6 protein-coding genes are annotated in these 14,470 nt (G+C 43.6%); 2 read left to right on the top strand and 4 right to left on the bottom strand.

All coding sequences use genetic code 11. The features are described from left to right. Nucleotides 1–146 precede the first annotated feature (146 nt). Nucleotides 147–1,010: an Abi family protein gene (locus tag RT422_RS07370; protein ID WP_284034782.1), complete on the top strand. Its 864-nt coding sequence runs from the start codon at nt 147–149 to the stop codon at nt 1,008–1,010. Between the two features lie 245 nt (nt 1,011–1,255). On the opposite strand, the gene metH is transcribed toward RT422_RS07370, so the two are convergent. After that, nucleotides 1,256–5,023 carry a methionine synthase gene (metH, locus tag RT422_RS07365; RefSeq protein ID WP_313421826.1) on the bottom strand — a complete coding sequence of 1,256 codons (3,768 nt, stop codon included), beginning with the start codon at nt 5,021–5,023 and terminating at the stop codon, nt 1,256–1,258. 197 nt (nt 5,024–5,220) lie between these two features. On the opposite strand from metH, the gene RT422_RS07360 reads away from it, so the two are divergent. Continuing rightward, nucleotides 5,221–5,907, top strand: a complete 687-nt coding sequence (locus tag RT422_RS07360) for a hypothetical protein (RefSeq protein ID WP_076776415.1) — start codon at nt 5,221–5,223, stop codon at nt 5,905–5,907. Between the two features lie 157 nt (nt 5,908–6,064). On the opposite strand, the gene RT422_RS07355 is transcribed toward RT422_RS07360, so the two are convergent. The 3 genes from RT422_RS07355 to RT422_RS07345 form a co-directional block, all read right to left on the bottom strand. Next, a complete protein-coding gene (locus RT422_RS07355) occupies nt 6,065–10,801 on the bottom strand; it encodes an SdrD B-like domain-containing protein (RefSeq protein ID WP_313421824.1) in 4,737 nt (1,578 codons plus the stop codon). A 231-nt stretch (nt 10,802–11,032) separates the two neighbouring features. Next, a complete protein-coding gene (locus RT422_RS07350) occupies nt 11,033–13,804 on the bottom strand; it encodes a hypothetical protein (RefSeq protein ID WP_313421823.1) in 2,772 nt (923 codons plus the stop codon). Nucleotides 13,805–13,841: 37 nt separating this feature from the next. Then, complete coding sequence (locus tag RT422_RS07345) at nt 13,842–14,300, bottom strand: hypothetical protein (protein WP_050324782.1); 459 nt, start codon at nt 14,298–14,300, stop codon at nt 13,842–13,844. Nucleotides 14,301–14,470 lie beyond the last annotated feature (170 nt).

Raw genomic sequence — 14,470 nt, 5'->3', positions numbered from 1 at the left:
AAAGCTACTATTTTATCAAATATGTTAAAATCTTGTAACACACGATATTATCGCCAAAATGATGGATTTGAGGGTGATTAGGATTGCACTATTTTAAGAGATTCAAAATACAACCTCATAACCCCGAAAATCTTGTCGAATTGGCGATGCAGCAAGCAAGTAAACACAAGCAAGAGCGTGGTATCAAAAACAATATGACGAATAACCCACTAAAACCCTGCAAACCTTGGAAATCATATCAACAACAAATCCAACTACTCGAAAGTCGTGGTATGTGCTTTGAAGATAAAAAATCAGCGGAGCACATCATTTCCCAAATCAATTATTATCGACTTAGTGGGTATTGGTATCCATTTCGTCAAACAGACAATGCTGGACAAAGACAAGATAAATTTATTAGAGATACAAATTTTCAAGACGTACTAAACCTATATAATTTTGATAAACACTTACGTCTGCTAGTCTTACAAGCATTAGAAAGCATAGAAATGTCTGTTAGAACACAGATTGCTCATCTCATGGGAAGAACTAGCCCCATTGCTCACCTAGACCCAAAGAGCTTTGATAAAAGCTTTACTCAATACAAAGATAAAAAAGGTAAAACTAGTTATGATAGGTGGAAAGAGAAATTTGACCAACAGATTGAAAGAGCAAAAAAGAATCCTGCTATCATACACCATGCCACAAACTATCAAGCCATTCCTATTTGGGTAGCGATTGATCACTTGGACTTTGGAGCAGTGTCGGTACTTTATACAGGATTACCTAATAAGCAAAGAACCCTAATTGCCCAAAGTTATCAAGTGAGAAATGCCGATGTGTTCGCCAGCTGGCTACGTTCACTCAATTACATTCGTAATATCTGTGCCCATCATAGTCGTCTGTGGAATGTAAATATTGATGTTATTGGAAAAAAAGACCATCAAATTAAGGGATTAAACAATCTTGATAATAAAAGACTATTTTTTTATTTGATTGTTATTGACCATCTATCTATTGAATATAATTAGCAAGGATACATTTTGGCGAGAAAATATCAAAGACTTGCTCTTAAGCTTTCCTAAACCAAAGAATAATGCCGTTAAAGTTGAAAATATGGGGTTTATTCAAGGATTTTTTTGATAGGCAATAGAAAACCACTACATATTCTAAACCAATGTTTCCAGAGAGAATAGATAGCGGTAGTGGTGCTGTTACACAGTAGTTTACACAAAATGTTTATATCACTGCAAGCATTTTTACAAAAAGGTAAACATTATAAATTCGGATTTAGCCACTTTTCTGCGGTAGCTTTATCCCAGCCTTTACGCGCTGCATAATCGAGCAGTTGGTCTTCGCTGATTTTGCCCACATTAAAATACTCACTCTCTGGGTGCGAGTAGTAAAATCCACTCACACTAGAGGCAGGGTACATGGCATAGCTTTCCGTCAAATACGTCCCAATCGCGTTGGTGGTATCAAGCCAGTCGAACAGCTTGCCTTTTTCGGTGTGGTCAGGGCAGGCAGGATAACCCGGCGCAGGGCGAATTCCGACATATTTTTCTTTGATGAGTTCATCATTGGTTAGGCTTTCATTTGCTTGATAGCCCCAATACTGTTTACGAATCAACTCATGCAAATGCTCAGCAAATGCCTCAGCAAAGCGGTCGCAAAGCGCCTGTACCATGATGGCACTATAATCATCGCCTTTGGCTTTATAGTCATTGGCAAGGGCTTCTGCGCCAAACAATGACACGGTAAAACCACCGAGATAATCGGTTTTTTCAGGACTGATAAAGTCTGCTAGGCTGTAATTAGGTTTACCACTGGCTTTATCAGATTGCTGGCGTAAATGCTCAAAGGTATGCATGACATTGCCTTGCTCGTCCAGTACCTGTACCGTGTCTGAGCTTGGGCGTTGGGCAGGGCTTAGTCTAAACACCGCTTTAGCTGTGACCAATTTTTCCTTGATTAATTTATCAATCATGGCTTGGGCATTGGCAAATAAGTCTTTGGCTTCTTCCCCGACGATGCTATCATCAAAGATTTTGGGATATTTGCCGACCAATCCCCAAGAGATAAAGAAAGGCGTCCAGTCGATATAAGGCAATAAATTTTGTAACGGATAATCGTCCAAAATGAATTGTCCTAATTGGTTGGGCTTAGGCGGCGTGTAGTTCGCCCAGTCGTATTGGAAACCTTGCTCAATCGATTCCGCATATGATAGCTTGGCGGCTTTGGGTTGGCGATTGGCAAGGCGTTCACGGACTTCGCCATACTCTTGACGCAGCTCACTGATAAAATCGACGCGTTTTTCTTTGGATAGTAAGGTTGTGGCTACGCCCACTGCGCGGCTGGCATCGGCAACATAGACAACCGCATCGTTTTGATAGTTGGGCTCGATTTTTACCGCGGTATGGGCTTTTGAAGTCGTCGCACCGCCAATCAGTAGGGGCAGATTAAAGCCTTGCTCCTGCATTTGTTTGGCGACATACACCATTTCATCAAGGCTTGGGGTAATCAAGCCTGACAAGCCGATGATATCGACGTTTTCATCTTTGGCGACTTGTAGGATTTTTTCACAAGGCACCATCACACCCAAGTCGATGATGTCATAGCCATTACAGCCGAGCACCACGCCGACGATGTTTTTGCCGATGTCATGCACATCGCCTTTCACCGTTGCCATGAGCACTTTGCCTTTGGTTTCGCCGGCAACTTTTTCTTTTTCGATATACGGATTAAGCCATGCCACTGCTTGCTTCATCACACGGGCGGATTTTACCACTTGCGGTAGGAACATTTTGCCTGCCCCAAACAAGTCACCGACCACGTTCATACCGTCCATCAAAGGTCCTTCGATGACGTCTAAGGGACGGGGAAATTTGAGCCGTGCTTCTTCAGTGTCTTCGTTGATATAAGTGGTTACCCCTTTGACTAGCGCATGTTCAATGCGTTTTTCTACGGGCAATTCACGCCATGACAAATCGACGGTGCTGTCTTTTTTCTTACCGCTTAAATAGTTTTCTGCCACTTGCATCAAGTGGTCGGTGGCGTCTTGACCTGACTCGCCTTGGTTGCGGTTCAAAATCACGTCTTCAATAGCGTTTCTAGCGTCTGGCTCGATATCGTCATACAACTCTAGCATGGCGGGGTTGACAATCCCCATGGTCATGCCGTTTTTGATAGCATGGTACAAGAACACGGCGTGAATGGCTTCACGAATGGGATTGCCGCGAAATGAGAACGACACATTCGACACACCGCCTGAGACCATGGCGTTGGGCAAATTATCGGTAATCCATCGGGTGGCATTGATAAAGTCTAAGCCGTAGTTGTTATGCTCTTCAATCCCCGTGGCGACGGCAAAAATATTGGGGTCAAAGATGATGTCTTCACTCGGAAAACCGATTTCATCAACCAAAATATCGTATGAGCGTTTGCAGATTTGGATTTTACGCTCAAAGCTGTCCGCCTGTCCGTCTTCATCAAACGCCATGACGATAATCGCTGCCCCATAACGCTGACATAGCTTGGCTTTTTCCACAAACTCTGTCTTGCCTTCTTTTAACGATATCGAATTGACCACAGATTTGCCTTGCGTGCATTTAAGACCCGCTTCGATGATGTCCCATTTTGACGAATCAATCATCAGCGGTACACGGCTGATATCTGGCTCACTGGCAACCAAATTGACAAAGTGAATCATCGCCGCCTTACTATCTAGCATGGCTTCATCCATGTTGATATCAACGACTTGGGCGCCGCCTTCGACTTGGTCACGAGCCACGTCCAACGCTTCGGTGTATTCTTCGTTTTTGATGAGACGCAAAAATTTCTTTGAGCCTGTGACATTGGTACGTTCACCGACATTGACAAACAGGCTGTCACGGGTGATGTTGAACGCTTCGAGTCCCGACAATCGGCAAGCTGGTTTGTAGTCTGGCAGCTGGCGTGGGGCAAAGGGCGACGTCATCTCGACAATTTTGGCGATATGTTTGGGGGTGGTACCACAGCAGCCGCCCACGATATTGACCAAGCCAGATTTGGCATAGTCGGCAACCATGGTGGCAGTTTGCTCAGGGGTTTCGTCATATTCGCCAAACTCGTTGGGCAAGCCTGCATTGGGGTGAGCGGACACAAAAGTTTCGCACACATCCGACAAGGTTTTGATATGCGGTTTTAACGCATCTGCGCCCAGCGCACAGTTAAACCCAATCGAAATCGGCTTGGCGTGGCGGATTGAATTATAAAAAGCCTCGGCAGTTTGTCCCGACAGCGTACGTCCCGACGCATCGGTAATGGTGCCCGAAATCATAATCGGCAATTCAAACCCAATGGTCTCGAACACGCCCGTCACCGCAAAAATCGCTGCTTTGGCATTTAGGGTATCAAACACGGTTTCTATCAAGATGATATCGGCACCGCCTTCAATCAAAGCATAAGTCGCCTCGGTATAGTTATCAACAAGTTCATCAAAGGTGACGTTACGAAAGGCGGGGTCATTGACATCGGGTGAAATCGAGCAAGTGCGAGAGGTAGGACCAATCACGCCTGCGACAAACCGAGGTTTGTCTGGGTTTGTCGCAGTGACCTCATCACACACTTGACGAGCAAGGGCAGCGGCGGATTTGTTAATCTCATAGACGAGATTTTCCATGCCGTAATCTGCCATCGAAATTTGCGTGCCATTAAAAGTGTTGGTTTCAATGATATCTGCGCCTGCCTCAAGATACGAGCGGTGAATATCACGGATAATATGCGGCTGGGTCAGTACCAATAAGTCATTGTTGCCTTTGACATCACGTCCAAAGCCTGCAAATCGCTCACCACGGTAGTCTGCCTCGATGAGTTTATAGTTTTGGATTTCTGTCCCCATCGCCCCGTCAAGGAACAAAATCCGCTGCTTTAACAGGTCAGCTAAACGGACTTTGTTGGTCGCTTGTATGGCTTTGAACGGAAAGCTGGCAGGGGGCGTAAGTTGAAAATTGGCTGGGTCGTGGGGTTTGTGACTGGTAGGTGCGTTACTGGTGCTAATGCTCATGCTAATACTCACTGAGAGGGCTTGTCCTGATTCAAATTGTCATAGGTATCTGTTAATAAGTCGATTATAACATTTTGTCGCCGCTCAATCGTTAGATTTGTGGAATAAGCGGTTGAAGTGAAAGTTTACAAAAAATTTAACTTGAGCCGGACGGCCTATTGTGGAAGGATAAAGCAAACCCAAATTTAGTTAGTGATATGTCCAATAACTTATACCCAATACTGGTCACGATTGCCAGGCTTTATAATGTCGCAGCCGTCATCATCGCTTTTTATGTTGCGCCCAATTACTTATTGGCCGTGGGTATAATTGCCGTAATCACATTTTCTATGGTGGTTGGCTATGCTGCAAAATCGCCCAAAGACCTGCCAAGCTTAAGGGTGTTTTTCACCAGCCATGCCGTTATTGCCTTGATGGCCATCGCTATTGCCCATTTTTTCTCCATCACTGACACGCCACTTGAACAAAAAGACTGGCAAACCATCACCGCTACACTGCCCAAACAACCGACCGAATTGGTATTTGCCCAGAGCAAATCGGGCAGCAGCCGTGATGAGTTTTTGGTGTTAAATGGCAAGCGCTTTCGCTGTTTGGAAACCGACGGTTATCATTCAAGTTGCCCAAAAGCCTACCCGTTGGCAGGACATACGGCCAGCATTCACTATGCTGAGGACTACCCGTATGGGTTTATCGTCTATGAGATGAGGGTGGCCGAACAAGCGCTTTATAGCATTGCTGATTATGATAAAGGCGTTCAAGCCATCGCGGCCAGGCGTCGCAAAGGTGATCAATGGTTATTGATTCTGTTTGTGTTACCTGCTGTTATAATGTATTTATTAAATAAAATAAATAGATTAATAAAGCATAAATCAAGCGCGGGCTAGTCACCAGTCAAACACTCATTGATACTGGTAGATGCAGCAATCCATAATCAATAAGCGAACTAGCCCTAAAAATACAAAAACCAACGCTAGGCCAAATGTAAAACGGACAACGTATCATCGTTGTCCGCTTTGTGTTGGGCACTTTTTATCTTAACAATTATTTGATGGCAATTTGTTCGTCAGTCGCATCAAGCTGATTGGCGATTGGACGTTTTTTATTAAATAAATTTTCATCAAACTTAAAGCGTAGGCGCAAATAAGGTCCTTGGGTGGTGGTATCACCATCAATTAAGTCTTTGTCTGAATAGCCAGAGAAATTATAGCCAGCTGATAACCACAGGTTTTGCGCTAATAGATACCCCACTTCACCGCCTAATAGCCAGCGTTTACCATCGCTATTATTACCCCATAATACGCCTGCACTTACGCTAGCATCCCAACGATGGTTTATATCATAACTAGCTCTACCGCTTAATAATTGAACAATGCCGCTAGATTCAAGCTCGTTAAAATCGACATTGAGTTTTTTGATGGCGTATTGACCAGAAAAATGCCAGTCTTGATCGGGATGATAGTTGGCTACGGTCGAGACGATATAAGCCTCACGTTTGACAGGGCTATCCAGTTCAGTTTCATCGTTTTCATACCGATACTCAAACTTGCCTAACGCATCAAAGCGATTTTGATCGGCATCACGGTAAGCAGCGCCAAGTTGAAAACGATCCAAAGTACGATCGCCGGTGTCTTTGGTGTTGCTACTAACCTGGCTAAAAATATTTTTGGTGAGCAAAGTCACATCATCATTGATTTTATAGGCAAAGCCAAACGCGCTAACGGTATTATCTGACTGTGTTGCCCACCGCTTTTCTAAGCGTCCAGTCGCCTTCCAGTCTGGGTTGGCAAGATACTCAACACCTAAAGAAGCAGCCGTAGCATCTTGTGAGGTATTATCCTCACCTTCTAGGACCTGCACTTTTTCTAAGCTGGTATTAACAAAAACCCCTTTGTTGATTTCCCAACGATTGCGTAAACCCAACGCCGCTTCAGCTTCACGCGCAGAAATACCATCACGTACCCGATATTCACTAAAGACGCTTGCATCTTTGCCATACTTGCTATCGATACCCACTACCGTACTATTACGCTGCTGGGTGTCATTAAGCTCATAATTGCCGCCTAAACTTGAGATAAGCTCATGTCGCGCGTAAAGTCTTGCTTTATCATTAAGTTGGTAGTTACCACCCAATGCCAAAACTTTGCGGTCACTCTCTTTAATATCTTGCTCATATTCTACAAAGGCATTGGATCCTTTAGGTAACTGGGCGGTAACTTTAGCGCGAGCAGTGGTGCCACTATAAGGTGTGGCTGAAGCACTGGTTACACTGGCTGGTTGGTCGGTTTCACGGTAATAGCGCATTCCCAGCTCAAGTGCTATGATACGGTTCAGTGCGCGTTCAATACTTGCTGATACACCATCACGCACGCCACCATTGTTAGTATCCTCAGTGCGGATCGCCTCAGCCTTAATAAAGCCTAGCTTATCAACGCGACTTTGTAGTTTTAGTCCACTTTCTTTGCGACCCGCGGTAATCACTGCATCGGTGTTGTAAAACCCTGTATCTGCTTGCTGGTGATAAGCACGCAATTGGGTATTGTTGATGCTATGCTCAAGCTCTAAGCGATATGCAGCACCAGAGGTTTCACCCGATGCATTGGCAGTGGTATTATCCTCTGGGTTGGTAGTGCGATCGCTATGCGCGGCTTCAGCCACAAATTTCGAGGTGGGCGATAGTTTGACCACGATATTGGCACTAGCCAGTGATGTCTTATTCAATGGGTCATTACTATTTACGTAGGTACCGCCTACTTTAACTTTGTCATTGAGTTTATGACTACCGGCAATGCCCGCTACTGTGTATTCTTCACCGCCCTGATCGGTCTCTGTAGTCACACGCAGATACACAGGATTAAGGTCACTATCGACACTTGGGATTGCGGTTTTTAAAAAGATGCTGTTACTGTCAGTGTCAACCTCATAGTCACTAAAACGGGAAAGTAGTGTCCGCGAGATAATCAACCCTGGGTTATTACGATCACGGACGATAACTTCAACCTTTTCACTATTACGCAGCACGCTATCGGTATCAACTTTGCCTAAGCTATAAGGCCCTGTGATCCCCAAGCCACGCTGTTCATTGGTTACTTGCGTTGCCGTGGTCTTGGCGGCAAATGCTGTGACTTTATTTTGGTCATTTTCAACATTGACACTGAGTCCTGTTAATGAGCGATTGTATTGACCCAGTGAGATACCTTCATCGTGCTCAATGCGTGTGGCGTAATCCCCGTATAGGGCATACGAACGACCTTTATCTACGCGTACATAGAGTTTACTGGTAGATTGCGCATCAAAACCTTTAGCCGCTGCATCCCCATATACTGGGTAGTATTCATCTGGCCGGATATCACGGAATAGTCGTTGGCCTTTACTTTTATCCGAGTCGTAGCTCAAAGTTAGTAAGTATTCACCTTTAACTTTGCCTTTTAAGAATAGGGCAGCGCGGCCTTGTGCACTGCGCTTGCCATCGCCTGAATCAGCAAACTCATGCAACTCTTCTTCGAACCCATCACGGCTATCAACTTGGCTTAAGTTTTTTGGATCAAAGGTTTTAAAATTAATGCGACCTTCGACAATACCGGCAACTAGTAAAGGACGTAGGTCAGGTAAAAATTGTACGCGCTGATTAGCATGATAACTGCCGCTTTCAACCTCTAACACCCCTTCACCTGGTTGACTTGGGCTTTGAATCGGTACCAACAAGCTACCGCCTTCAATAAAGGTTTGTATGCCCGTTTGGTCAGGGTTGACATCTTTAATTTGAATAGTGCCAATAGTGCTATTAAGCGTGACCGGGGTACGGCTAGAGACGGGTGTGCCAAACTGATCAACAACCTTAACCACTGCTTGATAGACATCGCTACCATTGGCAGGCACATCCTGTTTGGGTGAATCAACGCTGATTTTACTTAAATTATCAGGCGCAATAACAGTGATGGCACGGGTAGCGCGGATATTGCCCATCATATCAAGCTGACGCACTTCAATTTGATTTTTACCAATCGCTAACGGCACGCCGATATAGTCAAAACCTGCAACTTGAGAGTCGGCCAATACGGCTTTTTTACCAATACGACTCTCTGGGACTTCTTGACCATTGACCCATAACTGCAACTGGGCACCTGCCATCCCTTTGATTTGAATGGTGGCTTGGTTGATTGGTAGAATTTGACCATCAGTTAAATTTAAAATTTGCAGCGAGTTATTGGTTGCTTCTTCTAGCGTTTGTTCAAGGTTCAAGGTTTTAATTGCAGCAACGGGTTGAATGCTGATACGGCTTAACGGGTTTTGTGCTGTTTTAGTAAGTTCAACATTACAATTACTGCTAATACCTTCAGCAGTGATACAGCCACTGGCTGGTTGTCCACGTACATCGCTAACACGGTAATTGAGTGGATCAGTTGTTAAGTCAGCACGGATTACTTGCTCAAGACTAATGTTATCTTGTTCGATTTTTTTCTTGCGTTCAGCAATTTGCTCAAGTAGAGATTGGTTGCAGGATTCGCTGTTATTGTCATCTGTATCGACGATGGCAAAATCTGCGCGATGCAGTTCACCACGACGTAAGTCTACAAAGCGGCTGCCTGCATCACCGGCTTGACGATTACTGATAAGGCGCAGTTTACTTTGAGCGGGAAGGGTAGTACGGTCAAGTTTTAATACATGTGTCTTGGCACTAATACCATAAAAATCATATTTACCTTCACGATCGGTGACGATAAAACTGCCGTCTTCCAAATATAAGCGTACACCTGGTACACCTTGCTCACCATTATCTTGGACACCGTTTTTGTTGCAGTCGACGAACACTTTACCAATGATGAAACCGTCTTGAATTAATGCACCGGGACGCACGTCAATTTTGGCTGATGCCTCATTGGATGTTTGTCCACCTTCATCTTTTGCCTGTACGCGGTTGATACCATCGCCATTTAAGGCATTGGGTCCAATCTGTACTCGATATTGGACCTTAATTTCAGTATTAGGCTTTAAGCTACCCACACCTAGTTTGAGGTAAGGTCCTTTACCGCCAGCTGGGTCTGCCACTTTGATACCGTTAACACGCATACTACCAACTGTGTAGATAAATCCACGAGGCAGTGTATCTGTCATCGATACATTATCAGCATTATTATTGCTACGATTGGCTACGGTAATCGTATAATCTGCAAAATCGCCAATTTCTGCACTACTGACACTGGCTGATTTTTTGACAAATAACACACTTTTTTTAGGAATAACCACTCGAACGAGATTGGTCGCTTGAGCGTTAATAGATGAATCAGGTGATTCAATAATATATGCACTAATAGGTAAATTTAGTTGCTGGTTATCTGTTAAATCTAAGGCTGTTGTAGCAACTACCCAGATTCCTACCTTTTGTCCAGGCTGCAATAAAATAGCTTGGTCAACAATTTGATCGTTATTATCAAATTCGCCATTTTGATTGGTATCAAGATAAACCTTGACGTTGTTTAAACCATCTATTTCTGAGGGGTTTATCTTAATATGTACGGGTGCATTACTGCTATTGGTTAACTCATTTGACCACACCACCTGTTTACCTATTTCCACAGTTTGCAGTGGGGCAGAGGTTAAGTTAACGGCATATAACGCAGCGATATTGACATTCACTGTATTAGACTGTACGGATTGGGGATTATGGTCAAAATTATTATAAGTAGCAAAAGCAGTGTTATCAATTTTAACACTTGCTTGAGGCGCAGCAGCATAGCCATACTTAGTAGCCAAAATAGAGGCAGTTAGTGTAGACAACAAAAAAGTTGTTTTGATACAACGGTTCTGTAGAGATGAACTGACCAATGGATGCTACCTACTATACTAAGAAAATAAAATTACATGTTTAATTGACTAAGAATTAATATGGGTCTTGTATGGCTAATTTAAAAAAGAATTTATAGAAAACTGGATAAAATGCTATAGCCATACGACAGTAGGCTATAGCGTTTAGATTAAGACAATAATTTAACTATTAAGACCAATCATCAATTATTGATTGATTTTAACAACAAATTGCAATACAGCGGTTGTGTTAGGCGCCAAAGTCGCTTGGGTAGCAGTAACACTTCCTGTGCCATTATGTGCTGGTGGAGTACCTGCTGTCGCATTGGTAACTGCTGGTGATTTATCGGCAATTGCTTGGAAGGTCGTGTAAGCTGGTGTGGCGTCGCTAATTTGAACGTTAGTCACAGCAACATTACCTTCGTTTTTGGCAGTAATGCGATAAGCAACACAGGTACCTGGCTTGGCTGAAATGGTGTTTTGTGAATAAGCACCCGGTACGCCTGAAGTACAATCAGCAATGGCTTGTTCTTTAGTCAAACGTACTTGACCATCATTCACAGTTGTTAAATCAGTATTAGACACAGGCGAAGTAGTAGTGCCAGAAACAGTTGTTGGGCTTATAGTTAGTACATTACTGTTTTGCACCCCTGCAGTTGCATTGGCCGGTGCCTCTACCTTGATAAATAGCTTGATTGATTGACCAGCTTCTAAGCCTGATGTACTGTCATTATCAGGATTATAAGTAGCAATCAATGCACCCAAATCATTACCAGTAACTAGCTCGTTGTTATCGGCAAGACCATTGTTGTTGAGATCTACATATAAGGTTGTAGTCCAACCAGATTGAGTATTGGTCAGCGTATATGGCAGAGATCCTGCTGTAGCACCCTCAGTGATAGTACCATTATTGGTTAAGGTATGAGTGTAGGTTACAGTGCCGCCTGGTGCTAATTGACCCACGTTATCTGCAGTCAAAGACAGTGAACGTTTTGTTGATACCACAACTTGGTCAGTCATGCTATCAGTCAGACCCGTCGCTGGCGAGCTAACCGTAAACACCACATTTTGAGTAATTGGTGCTTGATTGGCAGACGGTGTCACTACCGCAATCAAATTAACTGTTTTACCTGCAGGAATATTACCGGTATTAGTGATTGGCGCACCAGTAGTTACAAGTTTACCATTTTCCTTGACAAAAGTTCCATCTGGATTAGTTTTAGCAACGTAGTATTGAACCGTCCAACCATTTGGTAATCCAGTACTGCTTAGATTGAAGTTATCCGGTATGGTTGAATTATTGGTAACACTCAATGGGAAAGTAACCGCATTACCTGGCGCGGTAGTTTCAGTATCCACCGGTACACCGGTATCTTGACCTGATGAACCTGCTGTTGGGCCACCCGTAGTTGTGTCAGTGTTGTCGCCGTTGGTCAAGTCAACAGTCGCCTTAACAACATCAGTAATCACAAGCTTGATAGTATCAGTTGCTGATGGGTTAGATACAGGTGTTAGTGTCAATGTTGTTACGTTAGTAATACTGGCATCGTTTTCTGAATAAGTGCTTGGTAATGTTACTTTAGCGACGATTTTATAATTTGTACCGGCGGCTATTGGACCGGTATCAACAATACCGTCGCCATTAGTATCGGTCAGTGGCGTTACCCCATCAGACTTGAATAGTTGAACAAAGCTACCATTTTCTAATGCTGACTTATCAATCGACACATTAAAAGTTTCCGTAGCGGTACCTATGTTATGGACAACGATTAGATCAGGACCACCATCAGTAGAGCCATTATCATCACCAAAGACTACAGGTACACCTTGTGAGGTCACAGATAAAATTTGGTCGTCTTTATTTGGATCAGTCGTTACTTTAGCCGCATCAGCATACACATCTGTTTCTGAGTCGTTAATGGTACCTATGTAGGTGCGTGTTGGCGTTACAGTTGTTTGGTTAGACTGGGTCGGGGTGGTGCCTGATGGGGTATTGGTTGGGTCATTATTATCATCAATGAATATCGATGCGGTGTTGTTAATGATGCTATTGTTGCCAGCATTTGCTTTAACAGTGAATCTTACCGTACCTGTTGAGTTAGCTGGTACATTGGTTAAAGATACAAGAACCGTCTTGCTAGTACTATCATAACGATAGTCAATACCTGCAGGGTCACCACCCGCCTCATCAGTCAATTTAGTTGATGAACTATTCCATATACCAGAGCCCGCAGTATAGGTAACTGTATTTGGTAAAGTATCTTTAATGGTAACAAATGCGGCCGCGCCATTACCAGTATTTTTATAAGTCAGTGTATAAGTGATATCACCGTTTGGTGCCACGCTAGCCACACTCGCGCTCTTTTGGATCTGCATTGAAGCACCGGCACTCACGGTTACGGTATCGGTATTAAAGCCTGTGACAGATGTATCAAAACCAGCAGTCGCGTTTAAGGTATACTTGGCTTTTTTACCATCAGCTTGGTCCACAGGCACCGTTGAAACCACAATGATACCCACTGACTGATTCGCAGTTAAGGTTACTCTATTGCTGACATTATTGATGTCAATATTGTCGTCAGGTAAGCCATCTTGATTGCTGTCCAAATAAATATGGACGTTGTTTAAATTAAAGTCGTCGCCGCCCAATTGTGACACATTTAAAGTAAAGGTGTCTGTACCATTACCGGTATTGGTCAATGTATGTGATAACGTCGCTGTGCCATTTGGATTGATAGTGGCATTACGGTCAGCCACTAGCGTGAAGCTAGATACTTGTAATACTATGGTTTTGACTTCATTTGAAGTAACGGTTTTGCTAGCACCATTACCATCAGTATAGCTTGCAGTCGCGATGTTGCTAATGTTAGAACCTGCAGTTGGTGCAGCTGCTTGTGCGGTTGGCATCAACGCAACGCCACCTGCTGCTAGCGCAATCGAAGCAGCTAATTGATTAAGACGTGGTAAAAATTTTTGCATTAATATAGACCTCTAAAATGATGGATGTTTATGTGGCTTAAGGAGTGACGCTATTAACACGAGTTTGTGCTGAAACGCTCACTGATTTACCAGCAGGTACTTCAGCAATTGTCCATCGCAATGCACGATAGTCTTGTAAAGGTACATTAACGATTTGGTTGCCTACCTTGCGTTTTAGTGGCATAGCAGCAAAGTTCACGCCGTCGGTGCTAGCTAACGTTGCGCTTGGGGTAGATTTGGCTAAGAATTGAGTAGCTGGCGGTATAGGTAAGGTAGCCGTTAAGTTTTTTATGGCTTTACCTGTATTATTGGTATAGACCGCGCGATATTCGATAACGTCATTGGGTTTTACCTTGGTGACTGGCTGTGCCACGGTTATCCCTTGAGCATTCTGGGTCAGTTTATTGGCAGTAAGCGCCACACTAACAGGCTCTTTTTGGGGTGTAACTGCGACTGATACCCCTGTAATGCCAACGATGGCTACTGTAATTAACAATATATTAAATGCACGCACTAGACTAACTCCTTTTTTCGATAATACAAGTCATCAAAACTGTACTGATATTGAGTATATCGATATAGTATTTATTAGATAATGGGAGAGAGCTATGGGCAGTAATTATAAATTGCGGTCATTTCAGACTTAGCTTACCCAGTTATTACCTA

It is taken from the genome of Moraxella sp. CTOTU49803, assembly GCF_032097965.1.
Lineage (GTDB): Bacteria > Pseudomonadota > Gammaproteobacteria > Pseudomonadales > Moraxellaceae > Faucicola > Faucicola tetraodonis.
The sequence above is the reverse complement of the archived record's forward strand: the minus strand, read 5'-3'. Positions and strand labels throughout refer to the sequence as shown.